The 24,600-nt window shown below is 69.7% G+C and carries 27 protein-coding genes; 20 read left to right on the top strand and 7 right to left on the bottom strand.

Going from position 1 to position 24,600, the window contains the following annotated elements; genetic code table 11:
* Positions 1-15 precede the first annotated feature (15 nt).
* Together prfA and ET445_RS15245 are read left to right on the top strand one after the other, a co-directional pair.
* The gene (prfA, locus tag ET445_RS15250; RefSeq protein ID WP_129192025.1) at positions 16-1,089 is read left to right on the top strand and encodes a peptide chain release factor 1; all 1,074 of its coding nucleotides are present in this window, start codon (positions 16-18) and stop codon (positions 1,087-1,089) included.
* Between the two features lie 240 nt (positions 1,090-1,329).
* Positions 1,330-2,274, top strand: a complete 945-nt coding sequence (locus ET445_RS15245; RefSeq protein WP_129192024.1) for a hypothetical protein — start codon at positions 1,330-1,332, stop codon at positions 2,272-2,274.
* Between the two features lie 181 nt (positions 2,275-2,455).
* Here the strand turns inward: ET445_RS15245 and epsC are convergent, their stop codons facing one another.
* Together epsC and cysK are read right to left on the bottom strand one after the other, a co-directional pair.
* On the bottom strand, positions 2,456-3,040 hold the full coding sequence (gene epsC, locus ET445_RS15240; protein ID WP_129192023.1) for a serine O-acetyltransferase EpsC: 585 nt from the start codon (positions 3,038-3,040) through the stop codon (positions 2,456-2,458).
* A 69-nt stretch (positions 3,041-3,109) separates the two neighbouring features.
* Positions 3,110-4,042 (bottom strand): cysteine synthase A, encoded by a 933-nt coding sequence (gene cysK, locus ET445_RS15235; protein ID WP_129192022.1) that lies wholly within the window; start codon positions 4,040-4,042, stop codon positions 3,110-3,112.
* A 92-nt stretch (positions 4,043-4,134) separates the two neighbouring features.
* Between cysK and prmC the strand changes: the two genes are divergently transcribed.
* The gene (prmC, locus tag ET445_RS15230; protein ID WP_424922856.1) at positions 4,135-5,016 is read left to right on the top strand and encodes a peptide chain release factor N(5)-glutamine methyltransferase; all 882 of its coding nucleotides are present in this window, start codon (positions 4,135-4,137) and stop codon (positions 5,014-5,016) included.
* A 31-nt stretch (positions 5,017-5,047) separates the two neighbouring features.
* On the opposite strand, the gene ET445_RS15225 is transcribed toward prmC, so the two are convergent.
* Entirely contained in the window at positions 5,048-6,001 is a 954-nt protein-coding gene (locus tag ET445_RS15225) for a TetR/AcrR family transcriptional regulator (RefSeq protein WP_129192020.1), read from the bottom strand.
* A gap of 120 nt (positions 6,002-6,121) precedes the next feature.
* Between ET445_RS15225 and ET445_RS15220 the strand changes: the two genes are divergently transcribed.
* Positions 6,122-7,006, top strand: coding sequence for an ATP-binding cassette domain-containing protein (locus ET445_RS15220; protein WP_208008453.1), 885 nt, complete (start codon positions 6,122-6,124; stop codon positions 7,004-7,006).
* A complete protein-coding gene (locus ET445_RS15215; protein ID WP_129192019.1) occupies positions 7,003-7,794 on the top strand; it encodes an ABC transporter permease in 792 nt (263 codons plus the stop codon). Before ET445_RS15220 ends, ET445_RS15215 begins: the two co-directional genes overlap by 4 nt.
* A 63-nt stretch (positions 7,795-7,857) precedes the next feature.
* Here the strand turns inward: ET445_RS15215 and ET445_RS15210 are convergent, their stop codons facing one another.
* A complete protein-coding gene (locus ET445_RS15210; protein WP_129192018.1) occupies positions 7,858-8,499 on the bottom strand; it encodes an HAD-IA family hydrolase in 642 nt (213 codons plus the stop codon).
* A gap of 42 nt (positions 8,500-8,541) precedes the next feature.
* Between ET445_RS15210 and ET445_RS15205 the strand changes: the two genes are divergently transcribed.
* The 13 genes from ET445_RS15205 (at position 8,542) to ET445_RS15145 (ending at position 19,548) form a co-directional block, all read left to right on the top strand.
* On the top strand, positions 8,542-9,291 hold the full coding sequence (locus tag ET445_RS15205; protein ID WP_129192017.1) for an L-threonylcarbamoyladenylate synthase: 750 nt from the start codon (positions 8,542-8,544) through the stop codon (positions 9,289-9,291).
* Positions 9,288-10,481, top strand: a complete 1,194-nt coding sequence (locus tag ET445_RS15200; RefSeq protein WP_129192016.1) for an MraY family glycosyltransferase — start codon at positions 9,288-9,290, stop codon at positions 10,479-10,481. The genes ET445_RS15205 and ET445_RS15200 overlap by 4 nt, the downstream gene beginning before the upstream one ends.
* Before the next feature lie 68 nt (positions 10,482-10,549).
* Complete coding sequence (locus ET445_RS15195) at positions 10,550-11,023, top strand: Cg1360 family ATP-synthase-associated protein (RefSeq protein ID WP_129192015.1); 474 nt, start codon at positions 10,550-10,552, stop codon at positions 11,021-11,023.
* A 246-nt stretch (positions 11,024-11,269) separates the two neighbouring features.
* Positions 11,270-12,067 carry a F0F1 ATP synthase subunit A gene (gene atpB, locus ET445_RS15190; RefSeq protein WP_129192014.1) on the top strand — a complete coding sequence of 266 codons (798 nt, stop codon included), beginning with the start codon at positions 11,270-11,272 and terminating at the stop codon, positions 12,065-12,067.
* Positions 12,068-12,127: 60 nt separating this feature from the next.
* A complete protein-coding gene (atpE, locus tag ET445_RS15185) occupies positions 12,128-12,364 on the top strand; it encodes an ATP synthase F0 subunit C (protein ID WP_129192013.1) in 237 nt (78 codons plus the stop codon).
* A 32-nt stretch (positions 12,365-12,396) separates the two neighbouring features.
* A complete protein-coding gene (locus ET445_RS15180) occupies positions 12,397-12,963 on the top strand; it encodes a F0F1 ATP synthase subunit B (RefSeq protein WP_129192012.1) in 567 nt (188 codons plus the stop codon).
* Positions 12,964-12,966: 3 nt separating this feature from the next.
* Positions 12,967-13,758 carry a F0F1 ATP synthase subunit delta gene (locus ET445_RS15175; protein ID WP_129192011.1) on the top strand — a complete coding sequence of 264 codons (792 nt, stop codon included), beginning with the start codon at positions 12,967-12,969 and terminating at the stop codon, positions 13,756-13,758.
* 100 nt (positions 13,759-13,858) lie between these two features.
* Positions 13,859-15,499 carry a F0F1 ATP synthase subunit alpha gene (gene atpA, locus ET445_RS15170; protein ID WP_129192010.1) on the top strand — a complete coding sequence of 547 codons (1,641 nt, stop codon included), beginning with the start codon at positions 13,859-13,861 and terminating at the stop codon, positions 15,497-15,499.
* A gap of 43 nt (positions 15,500-15,542) precedes the next feature.
* Entirely contained in the window at positions 15,543-16,439 is an 897-nt protein-coding gene (locus tag ET445_RS15165; protein WP_129192009.1) for a F0F1 ATP synthase subunit gamma, read from the top strand.
* A gap of 23 nt (positions 16,440-16,462) precedes the next feature.
* Positions 16,463-17,923, top strand: a complete 1,461-nt coding sequence (gene atpD / locus ET445_RS15160) for a F0F1 ATP synthase subunit beta (RefSeq protein ID WP_129192008.1) — start codon at positions 16,463-16,465, stop codon at positions 17,921-17,923.
* Between the two features lie 2 nt (positions 17,924-17,925).
* Entirely contained in the window at positions 17,926-18,186 is a 261-nt protein-coding gene (locus tag ET445_RS15155) for a F0F1 ATP synthase subunit epsilon (protein WP_129192007.1), read from the top strand.
* 10 nt (positions 18,187-18,196) lie between these two features.
* The gene (locus ET445_RS15150) at positions 18,197-18,769 is read left to right on the top strand and encodes a P-loop nucleotide/nucleoside kinase family protein (protein ID WP_243695230.1); all 573 of its coding nucleotides are present in this window, start codon (positions 18,197-18,199) and stop codon (positions 18,767-18,769) included.
* Complete coding sequence (locus tag ET445_RS15145) at positions 18,769-19,548, top strand: YaaA family protein (RefSeq protein ID WP_129192006.1); 780 nt, start codon at positions 18,769-18,771, stop codon at positions 19,546-19,548. The genes ET445_RS15150 and ET445_RS15145 overlap by 1 nt, the downstream gene beginning before the upstream one ends.
* Before the next feature lie 33 nt (positions 19,549-19,581).
* On the opposite strand, the gene ET445_RS17655 is transcribed toward ET445_RS15145, so the two are convergent.
* The gene (locus ET445_RS17655) at positions 19,582-20,166 is read right to left on the bottom strand and encodes a DNA-3-methyladenine glycosylase I (protein ID WP_208008701.1); all 585 of its coding nucleotides are present in this window, start codon (positions 20,164-20,166) and stop codon (positions 19,582-19,584) included.
* 5 nt (positions 20,167-20,171) lie between these two features.
* A complete protein-coding gene (locus tag ET445_RS17650) occupies positions 20,172-20,663 on the bottom strand; it encodes a methylated-DNA--[protein]-cysteine S-methyltransferase (protein ID WP_208008445.1) in 492 nt (163 codons plus the stop codon).
* Between the two features lie 143 nt (positions 20,664-20,806).
* Here ET445_RS17650 and ET445_RS15135 point away from each other — a divergent pair, with 143 nt between their 5' ends.
* Both ET445_RS15135 and ET445_RS15130 read left to right on the top strand, forming a co-directional pair.
* Positions 20,807-21,772 carry an aldo/keto reductase gene (locus ET445_RS15135; protein ID WP_129192005.1) on the top strand — a complete coding sequence of 322 codons (966 nt, stop codon included), beginning with the start codon at positions 20,807-20,809 and terminating at the stop codon, positions 21,770-21,772.
* A gap of 117 nt (positions 21,773-21,889) precedes the next feature.
* A complete protein-coding gene (locus ET445_RS15130; protein WP_165314422.1) occupies positions 21,890-23,083 on the top strand; it encodes a DUF4192 family protein in 1,194 nt (397 codons plus the stop codon).
* 34 nt (positions 23,084-23,117) lie between these two features.
* Here the strand turns inward: ET445_RS15130 and ET445_RS15125 are convergent, their stop codons facing one another.
* Entirely contained in the window at positions 23,118-24,599 is a 1,482-nt protein-coding gene (locus tag ET445_RS15125; protein ID WP_243695229.1) for an NAD(P)/FAD-dependent oxidoreductase, read from the bottom strand.
* Position 24,600 lies beyond the last annotated feature (1 nt).

The following is a 24,600-nucleotide window of genomic DNA, read 5'->3' as shown; positions in this document are numbered from 1 at the left end:
AAGCAGCGCTGACTCGTGTTCGAGACCGTCCACGCCCTGATCGCCGAGCACGGGGAGCTCCAGCAGGAGCTCGCCGACCCGGCGCTCCACGCCGACCCCGCACGCGCGAAGAAGGTCAACCGGCGCTACGCCGAGCTGTCCAAGATCGTCGCCGCGCACACGGCGTGGGTGCAGGCCCAAGACGACCTCGACGCGGCGCGTGAGCTCGCGAAGGAAGACGACGCGTTCGCCGAAGAGGTGCCCGCGCTCGAGGAGGCGCTCGCCGAGGCCCAGGAGAAGCTCCGGCGACTCCTGATCCCGCGCGACCCCGACGACGGCCGCGACGTCATCATGGAGATCAAGGGCGGCGAAGGGGGCGCGGAGAGCGCCCTCTTCGCGGCCGACCTCCTGCGCATGTACATCCAGTACGCGCAGTCGAAGGGGTGGAAGACCGAGCTCCTCGAGCGCGACGAGTCCGACCTCGGCGGCTACAAGAACGTACAGGTCGCGATCAAGTCGAACGCGACCGACCCGTCGCAGGGCGTCTGGGCGCACTTGAAGTACGAGGGCGGCGTGCACCGTGTGCAGCGCGTGCCCGTGACCGAGACGCAGGGTCGCATCCACACGTCGACCACGGGCGTGCTCGTCTTCCCCGAGGTCGACGAGCCCGAAGAGCTCGAGATCAACCAGAACGACCTCAAGATCGACGTCTACCGGTCGTCGGGTCCCGGCGGGCAGTCGGTCAACACGACCGACTCCGCGGTGCGCATCACCCACCTGCCGACGGGCATCGTCGTCTCGATGCAGAACGAGAAGTCGCAGCTGCAGAACCGCGAGGCCGGCATGCGCGTGCTCCGGGCCCGCCTGCTCGCGCGTCAGCAGGAAGAGCTCGCGGCCGTGGCATCCGACGCCCGAAAGTCGCAGATCCGCTCGATGGATCGCTCTGAGCGCATCCGCACGTACAACTTCCCCGAGAACCGCATCGCCGACCACCGCACGGGCTACAAGGCGTACAACCTCGACGCCGTCATGAACGGCGCCCTCGACCCCATCATCGATTCCGCGATCCGTGCCGACGAAGAGGCGCAGCTCGCGGGCGACGACGCCTGACGCGCCGACTGCGCCTGCGCTTACCCGCGCGTCCGCGCCACTTCCGGCATCCTCTGCGCCAGTCGAGCGGCGCTGCGCCCGTTGAACGGGCGCACCTTGACACACGCGGCGCAGACCTGACCCACGGGTCCGCCCGCCGGGATTTCCGACATCTCCTGCACAGGGACGTCCGGCGCGCCATCCTGCACCATCCTGTCGCCGCCTCCGGCCCCTCGGGAGCGCCGCTGGCACGGTGGTTCGATGGATCTCGCCCAACTTCCCGTCGATGCGAACGGACTCATCGAGTTCGCCCACGCCCACGACCTCGGGAACCGTGCCGCGCTCGACCGTCGGAGTGCCGACGGCTCGATTCTCCGTCTCCGTCGGGGCGTCTACATCGAGGCAACTCGATTCGCGGGCGTTCGGCCGGCCGAACAGCATCGGCTTCGTGCGTTGGCGGCGGCGCGTCAACGTCAGTCCGCGGTGTTCGCCGGCGAGACGGCGGCGATCTTCCACGGTCTCCCGTTCGTCGGTCCGGTCCCCGACGAGATCGTGCTCCTCTCACCGAACCGATCGGGGCGTCGTCGCAATGGCGTCATCGAACTCGCGCGACGCGGAAACGAGCGCATCGAGGTGCGAGCGGGCGTCAGGCTCACTTCGGTCGCCGACACCCTCGTCGAGGTCGCCCGGCGTGTGCCGCTGCCGACTGCGCTCGCCATGTTCGATGCCGCGCTGTGGGTGCCGCGGTTCGGAGAACGGGAGCCGCTGACGACGTTCCCAGAACTCGAAGCCCGCTGCGCCGAGCGCCTCCCCTTCCCCGGCAGCAGGAAGGTCGCGGCAGTGATGCGTCGGGCGACGACCTCGGCCGAGACCCCGCTCGAGACGATCAGCAGGTGGCGATTCGAGGAGTACGGCTTTCCGGCGCCCGTGCTCCAGTTCCCGGTGGCGCTCCCGAGGCTCGGCACGACCGCGCACCTCGACTTCGCGTGGCCTGCTTTCGGGATCTGGGGTGAGGCGGACGGAACGGGCAAGTACGCGTCGACGGCGGTGCTGGTCGAGGAGAAGCGACGTGAAGACGAAGTGCGCACCGTGACGGGGTGGCGGTGCGGGAGGTGGGGCTGGGATGACGCGTGGCGCGGTCCCGGCCTCCGAGACATCCTGCTCGCGGCAGGCCTGCCGACGTCGGGTGCGCGCCGGCGCACCTAGCGTTTCACACGCGCTGCGCCACGTACGCGCGCCTGCGCCCGCTCAACGGGCGCGATCGCGTGTACGTGGCGCAAAGCGGGCGGCAGGTGGCGCAATGCGGGCGGCAGGTGGCGCAAAGCGGGCGGCAGGTGGCGCAATGCGGGCGGCAGGTGGCGCAAAGCAGCCACGGCGCGCGCCGCGGTCAGATCATCCAGTGCCAGTCGTGGATGCCTCGCGCGGCATCGGCCGTCGACGACGAGAGCGGCTTGACGGTCGCGGGCACGCCGACGACGAGCGAGTGCGCAGGGGCCGACTTCGTGACGACGGCGTTGGCGCCGACGGCGCTCCACGCGCCGACGACGATGTCGCCGAGGATCTTCGCGCCCGCGCCGACGGTCACGCCGTCGTCGAGGGTGGGGTGCCGCTTGGTGCCCGGGGGAGTGTTGCGAGGCGCCTTTCCGCCGAGGGTGACGCCGTGGTACAGCATGACGTCGTCGCCGACGATCGCGGTCTCGCCGATCACGACGCCCATGCCGTGGTCGATGAAGAACCGTCGGCCGATCGTGGCCCCGGGGTGGATCTCGATGCCCGTGAAGAACCGGGTGAGCTGAGAGATGAGGCGCGCGGGCAGACGCCACCCCGCGACCCACAGCTTGTGTGTGAGTCGGTAGGTCCAGATCGCGTGCAGGCCCGAATACGCGAGGAAGACCTCGAGATCGCTCCGTGCGGCGGGGTCGTGCGCACGGGCGGTCGCGAGGTCTTCCTTCAGCGTCTTGAGGATCGGCACCCGCTCAGTCAACCAGAGAATTCCGGACGGAAAGCGAGCGCCGACCTGCGGCGTCGATCATGTCGACGATCAGACGATGCCTTCGTAGAGCACGGTCGAGAGGTAGCGCTCGCCGTAGCTCGCGACGATCACGACGATGGTCTTGCCGGCGTTCTCGGGTCGCTTGGCGAGTTCGAGGGCAGCGTACACGGTGGCACCCGACGAGATGCCTCCGAGGATGCCCTCTTCCTGGCCGAGGCGGCGCGCGGTGGCGACGGCCTGGTCGATGTTGACGTCGATGATTTCGTCGTAGACATCGCGGTCGAGGATCGCGGGCACGAAGTTCGCGCCGATGCCTTGGATCTTGTGCGGGCCGGGCTGGCCGCCGTTGAGGATCGGCGACTCGGCGGGCTCGACGCCGACGATCTTCACCTCGGGCTTGCGCTCCTTGAGCACCTGGCCGGTGCCCGTGAGGGTGCCGCCTGTGCCGATGCCGGAGACGAAGATGTCGACGCCGCCGTCGGTGTCGGCCCAGACCTCTTCGGCCGTGGTCTTCCGGTGGATGGCGACGTTCGCCTCGTTCTCGAACTGGCGGGCGAGGATCGCGCCGGGGGTCTCGGCTGCGATCTGCTCGGCCTTCGCGACGGCGCCCTTCATGCCCTCGGCACCGGGCGTGAGCACGAGCTCGGCGCCGTACGCCTTGAGGAGCGCCTTGCGCTCGGCCGACATCGTCTCGGGCATCGCGAGGATGACCTTGTAGCCGCGCGCGGCGCCGATCGCGGCGAGTGCGATGCCCGTGTTGCCGCTCGTGCCCTCGACGATCGTGCCGCCGGGGGCGAGCGCGCCCGAGGCCTCGGCCGCGTCGACGATGCCGACGCCGAGGCGGTCCTTGACGCTCGCGGTCGGGTTGTAGAACTCGAGCTTCGCGAGCACGGTGGCTTCGGCGCCGTCGGTGATGCGGTTGAGACGCACGAGCGGCGTGCGTCCGAAGACCTGGGTGATGTTGTCGTAGACCTGGCCCATTCTGGGCTCCTCCTCGGGCTCGAAGCATGCGGGTGCGCGCTCAGCCTAGGGCTGGCGGGGGATGCCCGGGAGGGTGCGTTACATTCCATTGCGTGAGTTCGAGCGCGGATGTCCCTGCCCCCACCTTGCGCGAGGCGCGGGATGCCGCGGCGTCCCGGCTCGCGCGCGCGGGCGTCGGCGACGCGGAGATAGACGCGGAACTCCTGCTCGGCCACGTGCTCGGCCTGTCGCGCGGTGCGCTGCAGGCGCGCATGGTGATCGGCGGTGCGCTCGAGGCTGCGGATGCCTCGGTGTTCGAGGGTCTCGTCGAGCGGCGCGCCGCGCGTGAGCCGCTCCAGCACCTCACGGGGCGCGCGCCGTTCCGCTCGCTCGAGCTCGCGGTGGGGCCGGGGGTCTTCGTGCCGCGGCCCGAGACCGAGCAGGTCGCCCAGCTCGCGATCGACGCGCTCCGCGCGGCCGCCGAGCCCGAGCCGATCGGGGTCGACCTGGGGTCGGGCAGCGGCGCGATCGCGATCTCGCTCGCGACCGAGGTGCCGCACGCGCGAGTGTGGGCGGTCGAGAACTCGCCTGCGGCCTTCCCGTGGACCCGCCGCAACGTCGACGAGTCGGGCGCCGAGAATCTGACGCTCGTGTTCGGCGACCTCGCCGATGCACTGGTCGAGCTCGAGGGCCGGGTCGCGGTCGTCGTGTCGAATCCGCCGTACGTGCCGCTCACGATGCCGCCGCGCGATCCCGAGGTGCGGTTGCACGATCCCGAGGCGGCGCTTTACGGCGGGCTCGACGGCCTCGATGTCGTGCGCGTGCTGTCGGTGCGGGCGCGGGAGCTGCTGCGACCGGGCGGCGCGCTCGTGATCGAGCACGCCGAGCATCAGTCGACCGAGATCGCGGCGATCCTGTCGGCCGACGGCTGGCGCGGGATCATGCACCACGAGGACCTCACGCGGCGCGACCGGGCGACGACCGCCGTTCGCTGACGCGGGCGCGGGACATCCGGATGTCTCGACCTCACCGCCGCGAATCGCGAATGCGCCTCGTGGCCTCCCGCGTCGCATCGCGCGCGAGCTTGCGCGCGTCGCGGAGGCGTTTCTCGGCCTCGCGGACGGCCTTCTGCGCTTCGCGCACCTTCTTGTCGCCCGCGGCCTCTGCCTCGACGGGGTCGGCGGGCGCCGGGATGTCCCGCGGCGCACCCGCGGCGCGTTCGGCGACGTAGCCTGCGACGCCGTCGAGGAGCCGTTCGAAGCCGAATTCGAGGGGGTCGCCGGTCTCGTCGCGGAAGACGCCCGCGTCGATCGCTCGTCGCACGGCGGGGAACTCCTGGGCAGTGACGAGGGTGTCGAGCAGGGCGTCGCGCGCGTCGTCGATCGCCTGAGGGTCGACGCCCGCGGCGCTCGCGGCGTCGGCGTAGGCGCGTTCGATCGTGCCGCGCCAGCGCATCTGCCCCGTGAAGAGGAGCATGATCGCGACGCGTTCGAACTCGTCGACGGGAACGTCTGCGAGCGCGTCGAGCATCGCGTCCATCCAGGCGAGGTTGTTGGGCGTGACGGGCGTGCCCTCGATGGGGATGTCGAGGAGCCACGGGTGTGCGAGGTAGTGCTCGACCTGTGCGCGTGAGAGTTCGCGGAGGCGCCCGCGCCAGTCGCCCGCGGCGAGGTCGGGGGAGGGTTCGGGCGGGAGGCCCGTGCCGATCTCCTGCATGAGGGTCAGAAGGTCGTCTTTCGCCGAGACGTAGCGGTAGAGCGACATCGTCGTGTAGCCGAGCGATTGGGCGACGCGCGCCATCGAGACGGCTCCGAGGCCTTCGGCGTCGGCGATCTCGACGGCGGCTTCGACGATCCGTTCGATGCTGAGCTCGCGCTTCGGCCCGCGTTGCGGGTTGGCGGCGACGCCCCACGCGAGGGCCACGCCCCGGGGGAGTTCGGGTTCAGGTGCGGCGGGGACGGCGGGCGGCTCGACGGTCATCGTGCTCCTCTCGGCTTCCATCCATTCTAAGACTGTGTATTATGTAAACAGTATGTGGATGCCATATACAGTTTACGTCCTACACAATCCAGACCACGACCATCACGGGAAAGGCGCATCATGACCCTCGCGATCGACGCGCGCGGCCTCGGCAAGCGCTTCGGCACGGCGACCGTCCTGGGCGGCGTCGACCTGGCCGTCGAGCAAGGCGAGGTCTTCGCCCTCCTCGGGCCGAACGGCTCGGGCAAGACCACGACCATCAACATCCTCACGACCCTCGTCCATCCCGACGGGGGCACCGCGTCCGTCGCCGGCTGCGACGTCGTGCGCGACCCCGACGGCGTCCGCGCGCGCATCAGCCTCACGGGCCAGTCGGCGGCCGTCGACGAAGCGCTCACGGGGCGGGAGAACCTCGTCATGCTCGCGCGCCTCTCGGGGCTGCGCGGCCGCGCCGCCGCGCAACGAGCGGCAGAGCTCCTCGAGCGCTTCGATCTGACGGATGCCTCGGGCCGCCGTGTCTCGACGTACTCCGGCGGCATGCGCCGACGTCTCGACCTCGCGCTCAGCCTCGTCGTCCCGGCGCCCGTGCTCTTCCTCGACGAGCCGACGACGGGCCTCGACCCGCACAGTCGACTCGAACTGTGGAACGTCATCGGCGACATCGCCGCAGCCGGCACGACCGTCTTCCTCACCACCCAGTACCTCGAGGAAGCCGACCGGCTCGCCGACCGCATCGCCGTGCTCGACGGCGGCCGCATCGTCGCCGAGGGCACAGCGGCCGAGCTCAAGGCGCGCGTCGGCGGCGAGGTCGTCGAGCTCCGCGAGGCCTCCGACGGGCTCCTCGCCGAGCTCCCGACCGACGGCAGCGTCCACGGACTCCGAGCCGCGATCGACGAGCTCGACCGGCTCGAGGCATCCGCCCTCCCGGGCGTGCACGTGACCATCCGCCGCCCGAGCCTCGACGACGTGTTCCTCCACCTCACCGCGACGGAGGTGCCGGCATGACCGCCGCGACCCCCGCCGCCCGCCCGCAGCTCGGGCCGTTCACGGCCGAGTCGGTCTTCATCCGCCGCAGCTTCCTGCACTCGCTCCGCGACGGCGAGACCCTGCTCATGGCGATCCTCCTGCCCGTCATGCTCATGCTGCTGTTCACGTTCGTGTTCGGCGGCGCGATCGATCCGTCGGGCGACTACGTGAACTACGTCGTGCCGGGCATCATCCTGCTGTGCGCGGGATTCGGGGCGTCGTCGACGGCGACCTACGTCGCGCGCGACCTGTCGACGGGCATCATCGACCGATTCCGCACGATGCCGCTGCACGCGGGCGCCGTGCTCACGGGCCACGTCGTCTCGAGTCTCGTGCGCAATCTCCTCGCGACGGGCATCGTCGTGGGGGTCGCGCTCCTCGTGGGCTTCCGCCCGTCCGCCGGCGTCGCCGAATGGATCGCGGCGGTCGGGGTCATCGCCCTCTACATCTTCGCGATCACCTACCTGTTCGCGGCGATCGGTCTCGCGGCGGGCAGCCCCGAGGCGGCGAGCGGCTACGGGTTCATCCTGCTGTTCCTTCCCTACCTCTCGAGCGCGTTCGTGCCGCTCGAGACGCTCCCCGAGTGGCTGCGCTGGTTCGCCGCGAATCAACCCGTGACGCCCGTCATCGAGACGATCCGAAGCCTCCTCATGGGGTACCCGATGGGCGGCTCGGTGTGGTGGGCGCTCGGATGGTGCACGCTCATCGTCGCGTTCTCGGCGTGGTGGGGCGCGTGGCTGTTCCGGCGCAAGGCGGGCCGCCGCTGAGCGTCGGCGACGGACGAGACGGATGTCCCGACGGGGCATCCGTCTCGTGCTGCGCCTCGATCGCTACTCGCCCGCGACCCGCGCGGCGAACGCCCTGATCTCCGCGTCGAGCGCCACGGGCCCGCGCGCGGCGTCGTCGCGATCGAACAGGAAGCCCGCGAGCCCGGCCTCGACCGCTCCCGCGATGTTCGCGGCCGAGTCGTCGACGAGCATCGCGTGCGCGGACGCGACGCCGAAACTGCCGAGCGCGCGCGTGTAGATGCGCCGCTCGGGCTTCCGCGCGCCGAGCACGGCCGAGACGAGGTCGTTCGGGCCGAGGATCGCCGCCACGTCGGGTGCGAGATCGGGCAGGCAGTCGCGGAAGACGATGGGGTTGTTCGACAGGAGCGACACCGCGCCGAGCGTCGCGGCCGATTCGAGCGCCCGGATCGCGCCCGGGATGGGCGACATCGCCTCGCGCCGCGCCTCGATCCACTGCTCTCGGGTGAGCGCCGCACCGGTCACCTCGGCGAACGCCGCGAGGTACTCCTCGGTCGTCTCGAACTCGCCGCCCTCGGCGGCCGCCTCGTAGCCGCCCGCCCACCACGTGCTCGCGAGGTGGTACTGCGTCGCGCCGGTCAGGCGCGCGAGCGCAGGGAGCCGTCGGCGGAAGTCGTACGCGTAGAGCGTCTGGTCGAAGTCGAAGAGGAACAGCGGAGCCGCCATGCCCCGAGTATCCCAAGCCGCGGGGCATAGGATCGACCAGTCATGACTGCCATCTACGACTGCTCGGTCGACTCCGAACTCCTCACGGGCATGCGGCTCGCTCGCGGCGCCATCGGGCGCGGCGAACTCGTCGTGCTCCCGACCGACACGGTCTACGGCGTCGCGGCCGACGCGTTCAGCCCCGCCGCCGTGCAGCGACTCCTCGACGCGAAGGGTCGCGGGCGCACGGCGCCGCCGCCCGTGCTCATCCCGGGTCTCCCGACCCTCGACGCGCTCGCGACCGACATCCCCGCGGCGGCGCGAGCGCTCGCCGAGGCGTTCTGGCCGGGCGGGCTCACGATCATCCTCCGCGCGCAGCCGTCGCTGCAGTGGGACCTCGGCGAGACGCGCGGCACGGTCGCGCTCCGCATGCCCGACCACCGCATCGCGCTCGAGCTCCTCTCCGAGACCGGCCCGCTCGCGGTGTCGTCGGCGAACCTGTCGGGGCAGCCCGCCGCGACCGACGCCCGCGCCGCCGCCGACATGCTCGGCGACTCGGTCGCGGTCTACCTCGACGGCGGCGAATCGGGCTCCTCGAGCGACCTCCCGTCGACGATCGTGGATGCCACGGGCGAACGCCTGCGGATCGTGCGTGAAGGCGTGCTCTCGCGCGAGGCGCTCGCGGCCGTCGCGGGCGCAGACGCATTCGAGGCGGATGCTCCGGGGTCGGCATCCGAGGCATCCGTCGCCGTCGAGGCATCCGAGGAATCCGAGGCATCCGCGACCGAACCGGGCGAGGCCGCCGCCTCATGACCCTGTTCCTCGCGCTCGCACTGCTCGCGGCGCTCGTCTCGTTCGTCGGATCGTGGGCGGTCTGGAAGCTCAGCCTCAAGTACCGGCTCTACCCGAAGATCCGCGAGCGCGACGTGCACACGAGGCCCACGCCACGGCTCGGCGGGATCGCGATGTTCGTCGGCATCCTCGTGGCCTTCGGCGCGGCGTGGATCGTCTCGAACCTCGGGTCGACGAGGTTCTCGAACGTCGCGATCATCTTCGAGAACCCCCTCCAGGTGCTCTCGATCCTCGGCGCGGCCCTCCTCATCGTGCTCATCGGCGTCGCCGACGACCTGTGGGACCTCGACTGGATGACGAAGCTCGCGGGGCAGTTCATCGCGGCCGGGCTCATCGCGTGGCAGGGCGTCTCGATCGTGTCGCTGCCGATCGGCGGCATCTCGGTCGGGTCGTCGTGGCTGTTCGCCGTCATCACGATCTTCACGATCGTGCTCGTGATGAACGCCGTGAACTTCATCGACGGCCTCGACGGGCTCGTCGGGGGAGTGACGCTCATCGCCAACGGCGTGTTCTTCATCTACACGTACCTGCTCGTGCAGCAGACCTCGCCGTTCAACTACTTCAACCTCGCGTCGCTCATCGCGATCATCCTGGTCGGCGCGCTCGCGGGCTTCCTGCCGCTCAACTGGCACCCCGCGAAGCTCTTCATGGGCGACGCCGGGGCGCTCCTCGTGGGCCTGCTCATGGCGACGTCGGCGATCGCTGTGACGGGTCAGATCAACCCCCGCGGCGCCGGCCTCGAAGACCTCTTCGCGGCGTTCATCCCGATCATCCTGCCGTTCGCGGTGCTCGTCATCCCGCTGCTCGACTTCGCGCTCGCCGTCACGCGGCGCCTGCGCGCCGGCAAGTCGCCGTTCTCGGCCGACCGCAAGCACCTCCACCACCGGCTCCTCGACATGGGGCACTCGCACCTGCACGCCGTGCTCATCTTCTACGCGTGGACGGCCGTCGTCGCGATCGGATGCCTCCTCACGTACGTGCTGCCCGTCTACTTCTCGATGTCGGCGATGTGGGCGTTCTGGTTCATCGGCATCGGGTTCGTCGTGTGCGCGGGGATGACCCTCGCGCCCCTCGGCCGCAGGAAGCGGCAGACCGTGGCCGCCGAGGAGGCGCCCGTGGGCGTCGCCTCGAACGGCGACGAACTCGCCTGAGCATTCGGCCGCGCAGAGGCTCACAGGCGCGCCTCGGTAGAATCGTGCCGACTCACGAACGGAGCCGGATGACCGACGCAAGCGGTGCGAACCGCACCCCCACCTCGAACCCCGTCCTCAAGCGCGCCCTCGCGTGGGGAGGCGTCCTCGCGGCGATCATCCTCGTGCTCGCCGGCGGACTCGGCTACCTCTTCGCGGGCACCGACGGGCTCTGGAGCGGTGTGGTCGGCGCGCTCATCGCCGTGGTGTTCATGGGCATCACGGCCGCGAGCATCCTGTTCGCGAACCGCTTCTCGGGCAGCGACCTGTTCGTCGGGGTGTTCTTCGGGGTCGTGCTCGGCGGATGGCTGCTGAAGCTCGTCGTCTTCATCGTGCTCGTGGTGCTCCTGCGGAACGCTCCGTGGCTGAACGGCACGGTGCTCTTCCTGAGCCTCGTCGCGGGCGTGCTCGCGTCCCTCGCCGTCGACGTCCTCGTCGTCGCTCGGTCCCGCCTCCCGTACGCGAGCGACGTGGTGCTGCCGAAGGTTCCGACCGACGACTGATCGGGCCTGCGGGGCCTCCGCGGAGGCCCGCTCGAAGCCCGTCCCCGCGCGGGATCCGGGCCCGGATCGGGGCGAATCGGATGGGTGTCCACATGAATTCGTCCCTGCGTAGAAGTCTTGCTAGAGTACTCGTGATCCCCCACGGTTTCCCGTCGCTCACGCGTGTGCGAAACCCGTCCGATGTTCGTCGTCGCGAGAGCCGAGCTCCACGCCCCGAAACAGGAGATAGCGCTGCTAGCTACCGCTGTGAACCTGCTGGTTCCGACCGCCACCGATGAAGGTGAATTCCACGGGCCGTCGATCCTGGAGTTCTTCCCCCAGGCTCTCCTCTTCGAGGACACCCCGTTCGAGATCAACCGGATCATGCTCGTCCGCTTCGTCGCGGTCATCGCACTCATCCTGGTCTTCTGGCTCGGCACGCGACGCATGCGCGTCGTTCCCGGCCGCTTCCAGAGCCTCGTCGAGATGGGGCTCGACCTCGTTCGCGTGAACATCGGCGAAGACCTCCTCGGCAAGAAAGACGCCAAGCGCTTCCTGCCGATCCTCACCACGATCTTCTTCATGGTGCTGTTCATGAACTTCACGGGCATCATCCCGGGTCTGAACATCGCCGGCACGAGCGTCGTCGGCGTGCCCCTCGTCCTCGCGGTCGTCTCGTACGTGACCTTCATCTACGCCGGCATCAAGAAGAGCCCGAAGAACTTCTTCAAGAACGCGCTCTTCCCTGCGGGCGTCCCGTGGCCCGTGTACTTCATCGTCACGCCGATCGAGTTCATCTCGACCTTCGTCATCCGGCCGGTCACGCTGACCCTCCGACTCCTCATGAACATGGTCGTCGGGCACCTGCTGCTCGTGCTGTTCTTCTCGGCGACCTCGTTCTTCCTCTTCACCGCCGGCGGCTGGTACTCCCTCCTCTCGGTGGGCAGCTTCGCATTCGGTTTCGCCTTCACCCTGCTCGAGATCCTCGTCGCGGTGCTGCAGGCCTACGTCTTCGCCCTCCTGACGGCTGTCTACATCCAGCTCGCCGTGGCCGAAGAACACTGATCAGACCTCAACACAGCCTCGGGCGCCCCGCCCGGAGACCATTCAAGGAAAGGTAACAACGTGGACGCAACCACCGTTCTCGCGGAAATCAGCGGATCGATCGCGACGGTCGGCTACGGCCTCGCCGCCATCGGCCCCGCCATCGGCGTGGGCATCGTCGTCGGCAAGACGATCGAGGGCGTCGCCCGTCAGCCTGAGCTGGCCGGCCGCCTCCAGGTCCTCATGTGGATCGGTATCGCCTTCACCGAAGCGCTCGCCTTCATCGGCATCGCCACCGGCTTCATCTTCGGCTTCTGAGCCTCTTCACACCCCCGACTCAAGGAGGCACTGTGCTTCACGCACTGCTGACGGCCGCGGCCGAGGGAGAAGAAGCGGCACCGAACCCGCTCCTTCCCGAGGTCTACGACCTCGTCTGGTCATCGGTCATCTTCGTCGTGCTGCTCGTCTTCTTCTGGATCTACGTGCTCCCGCGCGTCCAGAAGCTGCTCGACGAGCGTGCCGAGGCGATCGAGGGCAACATCGCGAAGGCCGACGAGGCGCAGCGCAAGGCCGAGGCGGCACTCGAGGAGTACACCGCCCAGCTGGCCGATGCGCGCACCGAAGCCGGTCGCATCCGCGAGACCGCCCGCGAAGACGGCAAGAAGATCGTCGCCGAGGCGAAAGAGACGGCCACGTCCGAAGCCGCCCGCGTCACCGCAAGCGCCCAGGCGCAGATCGACGCGGAGCGCCAGTCGGCGCTCGTGTCGCTCCGCTCCGAGGTCGGCGGCATCGCGGTCGATCTCGCGTCGGGCGTCGTGGGCGAGTCGCTCACCGACGACGCGAAGGCCAAGGCCGTGGTCGACCGCTTCCTCGCCGACCTCGAGGCCTCGCAGGCCGCGGCCGGAGGGACGAAGTAGCCGATGGGTAGCGCAACGAGAGAGGCCCTCGCGGGCTCACGCGCCGCACTCGCGACGTCCGGCGCGGCCGAACTCGCGACCGCGGGCGACCTCCTCGCCGCGGCCCGCGTGATCGGGGCCACGCCGCACCTGCGGACGGCCCTCACCGACACCGAGGCCGACGGCTCGCAGAAGCGCGCGCTCGTCGAGCGGGTGTTCGGCGGTCGCGTGTCGGCGGGCGCCGCCGGGTTGCTCGTGAGCGCGGCATCGCAGCGCTGGTCGAGCGGCGACGACTTCCTGGCCGGACTCGAGGAGCTCGGATTCCGGGCTGCCGCGATCTCCGCCGGCGACGTCGAACTCGACGCGGAGCTGTTCGCGTTCGAGCGCACGGTCGCGAGCGACGCAGAGCTCGAGCTCGCGCTCGGGTCGAAGCTCGGCTCGGCCGAGGCGAAGACGAAGCTCGTCGACCGCCTCCTCGACGGCAAGGCCTCGCCTGCGACCGTCGTGATCCTGCGTCACCTCGTGCAGCAGCCTCGCGGCCGCCGCATCGGCGAGATGCTCCGCGGCGCCGCCGCGGTCGTGGCCGACCAGCGCGGCTTCGACGTCGCGAAGGTCACCTCGGCCGTCCCGCTCACGTCCGACCAGCTGGCCCGACTCGAGCGCACCCTTTCGGTGCGCGCGGGTCGTCGCATCCGGTTCGACACCGTCGTCGATCCCGCCGTCCTCGGCGGGGTCCGCGTGCAGATCGGCGATGACGTCATCGACGGCAGCGTCGCCAGCCGCCTCAGCGACTTGAGGCAGAAGCTCGCCGGCTGACGCCGGCTGAACACGACCGGCGTGCTGCGCCGCGACAGACCGTAGCTGTACAGGCCAGTACAGGAACACAGGGCCTGGCCCACAGGAATAGGAAATGGCAATGGCAGAACTCTCCATCAGCCCCGACGAGATCCGTTCGGCTCTCTCGGAGTTCGCCGCGGCGTACGAGCCCGGCGCGGCCCAGAAGACCGAGGTCGGATACGTCTCCGACGCGGCCGACGGCATCGCCCACGTCGAGGGCCTGCCCTCGGTCATGGCGAACGAGCTCGTCCGCTTCGCGGATGGCACGCTCGGCCTCGCGCTCAACCTCGACGAGGACGAGATCGGCGTCGTCGTGCTCGGCGAGTTCACCGGCATCGAAGAGGGCATGGAGGTGACCCGCACGGGCGAGGTCCTCTCGGTTCCCGTCGGCGAGGGCTACCTCGGCCGTGTCGTCGACCCGCTCGGCAACCCGATCGACGGTCTCGGCGAGATCACCGGCATCGAAGGCCGTCGTGCCCTCGAGCTGCAGGCGCCCGGCGTCATGCAGCGCAAGTCGGTGCACGAGCCGCTCCAGACCGGCATCAAGGCGATCGACGCCATGATCCCCGTCGGCCGCGGCCAGCGCCAGCTCATCATCGGCGACCGCCAGACCGGCAAGACGGCCATCGCGATCGACACGATCATCAACCAGAAGGCCAACTGGGAGTCGGGCGACCCGAACAAGCAGGTGCGCTGCATCTACGTCGCCATCGGCCAGAAGGGCTCGACGATCGCCTCCGTCAAGGGCGCGCTCGAAGACGCCGGCGCCATGGAGTACACGACGATCGTCGCCGCTCCCGCGTCCGACCCGGCCGGCTTCAAGTACCTCGCGCCGTACACCGGCTCGGCCATCGGCCAGCACTGGATGTACGACTCGAAGCACGTCCTCATCATCTTCGACGACCTGTCGAAGCAGGCCGAGGCCTACCGTGCCGTGTCGCTCCTCCTCCGTCGTCCGCCGGGACGCGAGGCGTACCCCGGCGACGTCTTCTACCTGCACTCGCGGCTCCTCGAGCGCTGCGCGAAGCTGTCCGACGAGCTCGGCGCGGGCTCGATGACGGGTCTGCCCATCATCGAGACCAAGGCCAACGACGTCTCGGCGTACATCCCGACCAACGTGATCTCGATCACCGACGGCCAGATCTTCCTCCAGTCCGACCTGTTCAACGCCAACCAGCGCCCCGCTGTCGACGTCGGCATCTCGGTCTCGCGAGTCGGCGGCGACGCACAGGTCAAGTCGATCAAGAAGGTCTCGGGCACGCTGAAGCTCGAGCTCGCCCAGTACCGCTCGCTCGAGGCGTTCGCGATGTTCGCATCCGACCTCGACGCAGCGAGCCGTCGTCAGCTCGCGCGCGGCGCCCGCCTCACCGAGCTCCTCAAGCAGCCGCAGTACTCGCCGTACCCCGTCGAGGAGCAGGTCGTCTCGATCTGGGCCGGCACGAACGGCAAGCTCGACGAGGTCCCGGTCGAAGACATCCTGCGCTTCGAGCGCGAGTTCCTCGACTACCTCGGCCGCAACACCGACGTGCTCACGGTCCTCCGTGACACGAACGTGCTCGACGACGCGACCGTCGCGAAGCTCGAGTCGGGTGTCGACGCCTTCAAGCTCGAGTTCCAGACCGGTGAGGGCAAGCCCCTCGCGTCGGTCGGCCGCGAAGAGTTCGAAGCCATCGCCGAAGAGGACGTCAACCAGGAGCAGATCGTCAAGGGCCGCCGCTAAGGCGGTCAGGCGAGTCCTCGGACGCTAGGGATACAGGAGAGACATGGGAGCGCAACTTCGGGTCTACCGGCAGAAGATCAAGTCTGCCCAGACGACGAAGAAGATCACGAAGGCGATGGAGCTCATCGCCGCCTCGCGCATCCAGAAGGCGCAGGCTCGCGTCGCGGCGTCCACGCCGTATTCGCAGGCCATCACCCGTGCCGTGTCGGCCGTTGCGACGTACTCCAACGTCGACCACGTGCTGACCACCGAGCCCGAGAAGATCGAGCGCGCGGCCGTCGTGATCCTCACGTCGGACCGCGGCCTCGCGGGCGCGTTCAACTCGCAGGTGCTCCGCGAGGCGGAGGAGCTCAGTGAGCTTCTCCGCACGCAGGGCAAGGAGGTCGTCTACTTCCTCGTGGGCCGGAAGGCGGTCGGGTACTTCCAGTTCCGTCGCCGCGGCTTCGAGCAGCAGTGGGTCGGCTCGTCCGAGAACCCCGAGTTCGATCTCGCGAAGGAGATCAGCGACGCGGTGCTCGAGGCGTTCCTGCGGGATGCCTCCGACGGCGGCGTCGACGAGATCCACATCGTCTACAACCGCTTCGTGAGCATGATGACGCAGACCCCCTCGGTCGTGCGCCTGCTGCCGCTCGAGGTCGTCGAGGGCGTCGAAGAGCCCGACTCGGCCGTACAGCCGCTGTACGAGTTCGAGCCCGACGTCGAAACCGTGCTCGACGGGCTGCTCCCGGTGTACATCGAGAGCCGCATCTTCAACGCACTGCTGCAGTCGGCCGCTGCGAAGCACGCCGCGACGCAGAAGGCGATGAAGTCGGCGAGCGACAACGCCGACAAGCTCATCACCGACTACACGCGCCTTGCGAACAACGCGCGCCAGGCCGAGATCACGCAGCAGATCTCCGAGATCGTGGGCGGCGCCGACGCGCTGGTGTCCGCCAAGTAGCAATCCAGGAAAAGAGAAGCAGAATGACTGACACCGCAACCGCGCCGGTCGCCGAGTCGAAGGCCGGCACCGTCGGCCGCATCGCCCGTGTCACGGGCCCCGTCGTCGACATCGAGTTCCCGCACGACTCGATCCCCGACATCTACAACGCGCTCAAGACCGAGATCACGATCGGCGACGAGACGAGCGTCCTCACGCTCGAGGTCGCGCAGCACCTCGGCGACGACGTCGTCCGTGCGATCGCGCTCAAGCCGACCGACGGCCTCGTCCGCGGCCAGGAGGTCACCGACACCGGCGCACCCATCTCGGTGCCCGTCGGCGACGTCACCAAGGGCAAGGTCTTCAACGTCATCGGCGAGGTCCTCAACGGCGAGCCCGGCGAGACCGTCGAGATCACCGAGCGTTGGCCGATCCACCGCAAGCCCCCGGCATTCGACCAGCTCGAGTCGAAGACGCAGCTCTTCGAGACCGGCATCAAGTCGATCGACCTCCTCACGCCGTACGTGCAGGGTGGAAAGATCGGCCTCTTCGGCGGTGCCGGCGTCGGCAAGACGGTCCTCATCCAGGAGATGATCCAGCGCGTCGCTCAGGACCACGGCGGTGTCTCGGTGTTCGCCGGCGTCGGCGAGCGCACCCGTGAGGGCAACGACCTCATCCACGAGATGGAAGAGGCGGGCGTCTTCGACAAGACCGCCCTCGTCTTCGGCCAGATGGACGAGCCGCCGGGGACGCGTCTTCGCGTCGCCCTCTCGGCCCTCACGATGGCCGAGTACTTCCGCGACGTGCAGAAGCAGGACGTGCTGCTCTTCATCGACAACATCTTCCGCTTCACGCAGGCGGGTTCCGAGGTGTCGACGCTGCTCGGCCGCATGCCCTCCGCCGTGGGCTACCAGCCGAACCTCGCCGACGAGATGGGTCTCCTCCAGGAGCGCATCACCTCGACGCGCGGTCACTCGATCACGTCGCTCCAGGCGATCTACGTCCCCGCCGACGACTACACCGACCCGGCGCCCGCGACGACCTTCGCCCACCTCGACGCGACCACCGAGCTTTCGCGTGAGATCGCCTCGAAGGGTCTGTACCCCGCGATCGACCCGCTCACCTCGACGAGCCGCATCATGGACCCCCGTTACCTGGGCGCCGACCACTACCGCGTCGCGACGACGGTCAAGCAGATCCTCCAGAAGAACAAGGAGCTTCAGGAGATCATCGCGATCCTCGGTGTCGACGAGCTCTCCGAGGAAGACAAGATCACCGTGGCCCGCGCGCGCCGCATCCAGCAGTTCCTCTCGCAGAACACCTACATGGCGAAGAAGTTCACGGGTGTCGAGGGCTCGACGGTTCCGCTCAAGGACACGATCGAGTCGTTCGACGCGATCGCCCGCGGCGACTTCGACCACGTGGCCGAGCAGGCGTTCTTCAACGTCGGCCCGATCTCCGACGTCGAAGAGAACTGGGCTCGCATCCAGAAGGAGAACGGCTGATCATGGCTGCGCTCAACGTGAGCGTCGTCTCGGCCGACCAGGAAGTCTGGTCGGGCGAGGCGGCCATGGTGATCGCGCGCACCGTCGAAGGCGAGATCGGCATCCTGCCGGGTCACGAGCCGCTGCTCGCGATCCTCGCCCAGGGCGAAGTGCGGGTGACGCTGCCCGGCGGCGAGAAGCTCACGGCCGACGCGGCCGACGGCTTCCTTTCCGTGCAGTCGAACGTCGTGCAGGTCGTCGCCTCGCGCGCTGCACTCGTCTGAGGGGGTCGGGGTGCCGGGGGAGCTACCCATCGACCGTCAGTTCGGTGACCTGAGCGTCACCCAACTCATCGTCATGGCCGGGTTGCCGGGAGCGGGTAAGTCGACGATCGGAGAGATCGTCGGCGCCCGCCTCGGCGCCACGGTCGTGTCGGTCGACCCGATCGAGTCGGCGATCCTCCGTGCGGGGATCGATGCAGACCAGCCGACGGGTCTGGCGGCATATCTCGTCGCCGAAGAGATCGCTCGCAAAGAGCTGCTCGCGGGGCGCACGGTCATCGTCGATGCCGTGAACGCCGGCGAAGCCGCCCGGCTGCAGTGGCGCGATCTCGCGGCCGAGACCGATGCGCGTCTGCGTGTCGTCGAGGTCGTCTGCTCCGACGAGCGGGTGCATCGTGAGCGGCTCGAGAAGCGCGAGCGCGGGCTTCCGCATCTCGAGGAGACGACGTGGCGCGCCGTCGAGCAGAGCCTCGAGGGCTACGCCCCGTGGGTCGGCCCGTGCGCCAAGCTTCCGCGGGTCACGATCGACAGCGTGGAGTCCCTGGGGGTCAACGTCGACGCGGCGCTCGCGTTCATCGTCTCCTGATGCTGTTGCTGCTGCCGCCGTCCGAGACCAAGCGCGACGGCGGTGAGGGCGGTGTGCTCGCGCTCGAACGGTTGTCGTTCGACGAGTTCACGCCGATCCGCGCGGCACTCGTCGATGCCGTGACCGAGCTCGCCGGCGATCCTGACGCGATGATGCGGGCGCTCAAGCTCGGGCCTCGTCAGGCGGTCGAGGTGACGCGGAATGCGGCACTCGCAGTCTCGCCCACGATGCCGGCCATCGATCGGTACACGGGGGTGCTCTACGACGCGCTCGACGCGCCGACGCTCGACGATTCCGCCCTCGCGTACGCCGGTGAGCATGTCTTCGTGCATTCCGCGTTGTTCGGTCTCGTCGGTGCGCTCGATCCCATCCCGGCCTATCGCCTGTCGCATGACTCGCGGCTGCCCGGCCGTCGCCTGCGCGACGAGTGGCGCGCACCGATCGCGTCGACGCTCGCGGCTCACGACGGTGTGATCGTCGACCTCCGTTCGGAGGGATACGTCGGCCTCGGCCCGGCGACTTCACGCGAGGGATCGCACTTCGTGCGTGTCGTCGCCGAAGACGAGAGCGGTCGCAAGCGCGCCCTCAACCACTTCAACAAGCGTGCGAAAGGCCTCTTCACGCGGGCGCTCCTCGAGCAGCGACCTGCGATCGAATCCATCGACGACCTGCTCTCGTGGGCGGCGTCGGCTGGGATCGGCCTCGGTTTCGCCGACCGCGATGCCGATGCCGACCCGGCCGGCGACCGCTCCGGGATGGAACTCGAACTCGTCGTCTGAAGAGACCGGCAGCCCGCAGCGGGCCGCGGCAGCTTAGTTCGGGGCGCCCGCCCGGAAGCACCCCGCCAGGTGGTCGTCGACCATCCCGCACGCTTGCATGAGCGCATACATGGTCGTCGGCCCGACGAATCGGTAGCCGCGCTTTCGGAGCTCTTTGCTCATCGCGGTCGACTCGGGTGTGACTGCGGGAACGTCTCCGAAGTGCACGGGGCGGGCGACGCGCGGCGGGGGAGCGAAGCTCCAGAGCAGGTCGTGGAGGGGGAGCTCGAGTGCGAGGGTCGCCCGCGCATTCTGGATGGTGGCTTCGATCTTGCCGCGGTGCCGGATGATGCGGGCGTCGCCGAGGAGCCGTTCGACATCCGCTTCGGTCATGGCAGCGACCCGAGCGGGGTCGAAGCCATGGAAGACCTCGCGGAACGCCTCGCGGCGGCGGAGGATCGTGATCCACGAGAGCCCCGCCTGGAAACCTTCGAGGCAGAGCTTCTCGAAGAGCCGGATGTCGTCGTGCTGGGGAGTGCCCCACTCTTCGTCGTGGTAGCGCCGGTACTCGGGGTCGGAGGCACCCCAACGGCAGCGGGCGAGCCCGTCGTCGCCGACGACGAGGTCGGAGGGCGGGATGACGCTCACGCGGCGAAGCCGATGTGCTCGTGCCCGAGGAGCCAGAGCTTGGTCGGGATGCCCTCGCCCGCCGAGTAGCCGGTGATGCGCCCGTCGGAGGCGAGCACGCGGTGGCAGCCGACGAGGATGGGCACGGGATTGGCGCCGACGGCGCCGCCGATCGCGCGGGCGGAGCCCGGCTTGCCGACGGCAGCGGCGAGGGCGCCGTACGAAGTGGCTTCGCCCCAGCCGAGTCGGGCGAGCTCGGCCCACACGGCCTGCTGGAACGGGGTGCCCGAGAGACGGACGGGCACGTCGAACGTCGTGCGGGCGCCCGCGAAGTACTCGGCGAGTTGGGTGCGTGCGAGTTCGAGCACGGGGTTCAGGCGTTCGGGGAGATCGTCGTGAGGGAGCGCGCCGTCGTGCTCGATGTCGAGCGAGACGACGGCTTCGCGGTCGGCGACGAGCTCGATGCGCCCGATGGGGGTGTCGAGTCGGGTGAGATACGCGTCGGTCATATCCCCGAGCGTAATCGCGACCGCCGACGGCGGCTCGCGGGAATCGGACATCGCGTGGACAGCTCCCGCGATGCGCCGGATGTGGAGGAGTCGTGCGATGACACGGCGGCCGAGGCATCCGGAATGTCGCCCTACGCTGGGGGATGAGCGCTCTCGAGTACCGTTCCCTCGGTTCCAGCGGCCTTCGCGTCTCGGCGGTGGGCCTCGGCGGCAACAACTTCGGCCGGGTCGGCACTGCGACCGAGACCCAAGAGGGCACGAACGCCGTCGTCGATGCCGCCCACGACGCGGGCGTCACGTTCATCGATACCGCCGACATCTACGGTGGCGAATACGGACTCAGCGAGACGCTCCTCGGCAACGCGATCCGGGGCCGCCGCGACGAGTTCGTCATCGCCACGAAGTTCGGGCACGCGCAGATCCCGTCGCCGGTGCCGTCGTGGGGCGCGAGAGGCTCGCGCCGATACATCCGTCTCGCCGTCGAAGGCTCGTTGCGCCGACTGCAGACCGAGTGGATCGATCTGTACCAACTCCACACGCCCGACCCGAACACGCCGATCGCCGAAACGATCGCGGCGCTCGACGAGCTCGTGCGCGAGGGCAAGGTGCGCTATATCGGCCACTCGAACCTGCCGGCATGGCAGATCGCGGAGGCGGAGTTCGTCGCGCGCGAACTGGGCGCCGTCCACTTCGTCTCGGCACAAGACGAATACAACCTCCTCCGGCGCGGCGTCGAGCGCGAGGTGCTCCCGGCCGTCCGGCATCTCGGCCTCGGGTTCCTGCCCTATTTCCCGCTGCAGAACGGCCTCCTGACCGGGAAGTTCCGCCGCGATGACAACCCGGCCGACACGCGCATCATGCGCCAGCGGCAGTACCTCGTGACGGATGCTCCGTGGGAGGTGCTGGATCGCTACCGCGCGTTCTGCGACGAGCGCGGCGTGACGATGCTCGAGGCCACCTTCGGGTGGCTGCTCGCCCAGCCGGCGCTCTCGAGCGTCATCGCGGGAGCGACGAAGCCCGAGCAGATCGCGCAGAACGCGGCGGCCGGGGCATGGCGGCCCGATGCCGCCGAGGAGGCCGAGATCTCGGAGATCTTCGCCGGGTTCTGAGTCGCGGTCGCGCGTCGTCCGACCGAGCGGTCCTCCACACCGTGCCGGTCGCGGAATCGGTCCACGTTCGGCTTCCGACGGACGAAGCGGCGGATGTCACGGCGGCATGCTCGCGACATGACGACCATCATCCGCGCCGAAGCGGCGCACGACTTCCTCGCCCTTCTTCCGTCACTCGCCGGCTACCGACCCGCGCGTTCCCTCGTCGCGGTCGCCTTCTCGGGCAATCGCACGGCGGGGGTCATCCGATTCGACCTGCCTGCGAAGGTCGACGACCGGCAGCGGCTCGCCGAACGGGTCGTCGCGATGCTGTGCCGGCTCCCCGACGTCGACGCACTCGTGCCCGTCGTCTATTCCGATGCGCGGTATCGCGGCGCCGCGGCGGCAGGGGAGCGCGAGTTGCTGCGCCGGGTCGCCGATCGCGCCGACGACGCGGGGTTCCACGTCCGCGACGTGCTGCGTGTCGCGCGCGACGCGTGGGGGTCGCTCCTCGACGCCGGGACGCCTGCAGCCGGGCGTTCGCTCGCGCTCATCGACGAGAGCCCGGCCGCCGCGCATCCCGTGCTGCGCGGGCGCGGGATCGCTTCACCTGAGGGGGCGGCCGAGCTGCCCGAGGTGCGGCCCGAGGAAGTTGCCGAGGTCGCACGCGTGCTCGCCTTGGTCGACGAGGAGCCGGGCGGCCTGCTCGACCGTCTGGGCGACGCAGCCGATCCCGTGACGTTCGTGGAGCGGCTGGTCGGCGATGCCCGTTCGGAGAGGAAGGACGAGTCGCTCGTGTGGACGCTCTCGGAAGCCGAGGCGAGCGCATGGTTCGTCCATCTCGCGGAGCGGCCGGCCATCCGCGACGCGATGATGCTCCAGATCGGGTTCGGCGAGGAGGTCGGAGCGGTCGCGATGGATGATGCGTTCGACACCATCGACAGGGCGGAGGAAGCCGGGCTCTCCGTCGACGACTTCGTCCGACGCGAGACCCGTCGTGGTGGAGGCGGACTCGCCACGACCATCGTCGTCTCGAATCTGATGCTCGGACTCACGAGCGAACGTCCCGATGTCGAGCGCGTCGAGCGCGGCCTCGAGCACGTCAAGCGGGCGATCGCCCTCGCACCCGAGGCGCAGCGCCCGCCGGCGCTGTGCATCGCGGCGTGGCTGTCGTGGTCGCTCGGGCGCGGCTCGGCAGCGTGGGCGTTCCTCGAGCGGAGCGCGGCGATCGATCCCGAGCACTCGATGACGGCACTGCTGTCGGCGTACTTCGGTTCGGGCGCGCTGCCCGAGTGGGCGTTCACGGCCCCGACCGACCGACGGGCCGCGTGAGCGGGTGCGCTCCGGGCGGCGCACGGCGGCGGAGTCAGTGTCCGACGAGCGGGCCGATCGCGCGCGCGATGAGCGACGGCCGATGCGTCACGCGTTCTTCGACGTCGGCGAGCGTCGTGCCGAGGAGACCGAGGTTCGCCCCCGCGAATCGGAACGGCTCGGGCTCCCAGAGCGGCGAGCGGTGATTCGTCCACGGCAGGCGCGTGAGCGCGCTGTCGCAACCGAGCACGAGGTCGGCGAGCGTGCGGCCCGCGAGGTTCGTCGTCGAGAGGCCGTCGCCGACGTACCCGCCCGCGAATCCGACGCCCGTCTTCGGGTTGTAGCTCGCCGTCGCGTGCCAGTCCCGTGCGACCCCGAGCGGGCCGCCCCAGCGGTGCGTGACGCGCGCATCCCTGGCGGCGGGGAAGAGGTCGTCGAGCGCGTTCCGCAGGTGCGCGAACACGCGATCGACGCGCTCGTAGTCGGGGGAGACCGCACTGCCCCAGTGATAGGCCGCACCGCGCCCGCCGAACGCGAACCGGTCATCGGCCGTGCGCTGCCCGTAGACGAGGAGGTGCCGGTAGTCGCTGAAGGTCTGCCCGTGCTCGATCCCGATGTCGCGCCACACCGACTCGGGGAGCGGTTCGGTCGCGATCATGAGCGAGTAGAGCGGCAGGATGCGTCGGCGCACGCGCGGGAGCGCCGGGCCGTAGCCCTCGGTCGCGATGATCACATGCCGCGCGCGCACGGTGCCGTGTGGCCCCGCAGTGCCGTCATCGACGCCGCTTCCGCCGCCGTCGCCCAGCGCCCGGAACCTGACCTGTCCCGCCGTCCAGTCGAGCACCTCGGTGCGTTCGAACAGCAGGACGCCGAGCGATTCGACGACGCGGGCGAGGCCGCGCACGAGCTTGCCCGGGTGCACGCGCGCGCACGCGGGATCGAAGGCGGCGGATGTCTCGTGGCCGGCGATCCCGCGGACGCCGAACCGTCGTCCGACCTCGTCGGCGTTCCAGTACTCGAGCCGGTCGACGCCGAACCGCGTCGCCTCGTCGACCTCGGCCCGTGCCGCCACATCTTGCACGGCGGAGCGCGCGAAGAGCACCGTGCCGCCGCGCACGAAGTCGCAGTCGATCCCCTCGGCCGCGGCGACCCGCCCGACCTCGTCGACCGTATCGATCATCGCCCGGCGCATCGCGACCGCGGCGTCGCGGCCGTGGGTGCGTTCGAGCGAAGCCGTCGAACGGGGGAACAGCGCCGAGCACCACCCGCCGTTCCGCCCCGACGCCCCGAAGCCCGCGATCTCGCGTTCGAGCACGGCGATGCGGAGCGACGGGTCGGCCTTCGCGAGCGAGTACGCCGTCCAGAGCGCCGTCAGGCCCCCGCCGACGAGGCATACGTCGACGTGGAGGTCGGTCGTGAGCGACGGGCGCGGGCGGAGTTCGTCGAGCCCCGAGACCACGAGGTCGTCGAGCCAGAAGCTCGCGCGGCGCGCACGCTCGGTCGAGGCATCCGCGCCGTTCGTCGGGACGCGACCCACC

Origin of the sequence: Agromyces protaetiae, assembly GCF_004135405.1 — a bacterium.
In the GTDB taxonomy this organism is placed as follows: Bacteria; Actinomycetota; Actinomycetes; order Actinomycetales; family Microbacteriaceae; genus Agromyces; species Agromyces protaetiae.
The sequence above is the reverse complement of the archived record's forward strand: the minus strand, read 5'-3'. Positions and strand labels throughout refer to the sequence as shown.

Excerpts from the sequence above, each read along its gene's own strand:
- ET445_RS15245 (WP_129192024.1), top strand. The coding sequence starts at position 1,330 with ATGGATCTCGCCCAACTTCCCGTCGATGCGAACGGACTCATCGAGTTC.
- cysK (WP_129192022.1), bottom strand. The coding sequence starts at position 4,042 with ATGGGCCAGGTCTACGACAACATCACCCAGGTCTTCGGACGCACGCCG.
- ET445_RS15225 (WP_129192020.1), bottom strand. The coding sequence starts at position 6,001 with ATGACCGTCGAGCCGCCCGCCGTCCCCGCCGCACCTGAACCCGAACTC.
- ET445_RS15220 (WP_208008453.1), top strand. The coding sequence starts at position 6,122 with ATGACCCTCGCGATCGACGCGCGCGGCCTCGGCAAGCGCTTCGGCACG.
- ET445_RS15215 (WP_129192019.1), top strand. The coding sequence starts at position 7,003 with ATGACCGCCGCGACCCCCGCCGCCCGCCCGCAGCTCGGGCCGTTCACG.
- ET445_RS15210 (WP_129192018.1), bottom strand. The coding sequence starts at position 8,499 with ATGGCGGCTCCGCTGTTCCTCTTCGACTTCGACCAGACGCTCTACGCG.
- ET445_RS15205 (WP_129192017.1), top strand. The coding sequence starts at position 8,542 with ATGACTGCCATCTACGACTGCTCGGTCGACTCCGAACTCCTCACGGGC.
- ET445_RS15200 (WP_129192016.1), top strand. The coding sequence starts at position 9,288 with ATGACCCTGTTCCTCGCGCTCGCACTGCTCGCGGCGCTCGTCTCGTTC.
- ET445_RS15195 (WP_129192015.1), top strand. The coding sequence starts at position 10,550 with ATGACCGACGCAAGCGGTGCGAACCGCACCCCCACCTCGAACCCCGTC.
- ET445_RS15175 (WP_129192011.1), top strand. The coding sequence starts at position 12,967 with ATGGGTAGCGCAACGAGAGAGGCCCTCGCGGGCTCACGCGCCGCACTC.
- atpA (WP_129192010.1), top strand. The coding sequence starts at position 13,859 with ATGGCAGAACTCTCCATCAGCCCCGACGAGATCCGTTCGGCTCTCTCG.
- ET445_RS15165 (WP_129192009.1), top strand. The coding sequence starts at position 15,543 with ATGGGAGCGCAACTTCGGGTCTACCGGCAGAAGATCAAGTCTGCCCAG.
- atpD (WP_129192008.1), top strand. The coding sequence starts at position 16,463 with ATGACTGACACCGCAACCGCGCCGGTCGCCGAGTCGAAGGCCGGCACC.
- ET445_RS15155 (WP_129192007.1), top strand. The coding sequence starts at position 17,926 with ATGGCTGCGCTCAACGTGAGCGTCGTCTCGGCCGACCAGGAAGTCTGG.
- ET445_RS15145 (WP_129192006.1), top strand. The coding sequence starts at position 18,769 with ATGCTGTTGCTGCTGCCGCCGTCCGAGACCAAGCGCGACGGCGGTGAG.
- ET445_RS17650 (WP_208008445.1), bottom strand. The coding sequence starts at position 20,663 with ATGACCGACGCGTATCTCACCCGACTCGACACCCCCATCGGGCGCATC.
- ET445_RS15135 (WP_129192005.1), top strand. The coding sequence starts at position 20,807 with ATGAGCGCTCTCGAGTACCGTTCCCTCGGTTCCAGCGGCCTTCGCGTC.
- ET445_RS15130 (WP_165314422.1), top strand. The coding sequence starts at position 21,890 with ATGACGACCATCATCCGCGCCGAAGCGGCGCACGACTTCCTCGCCCTT.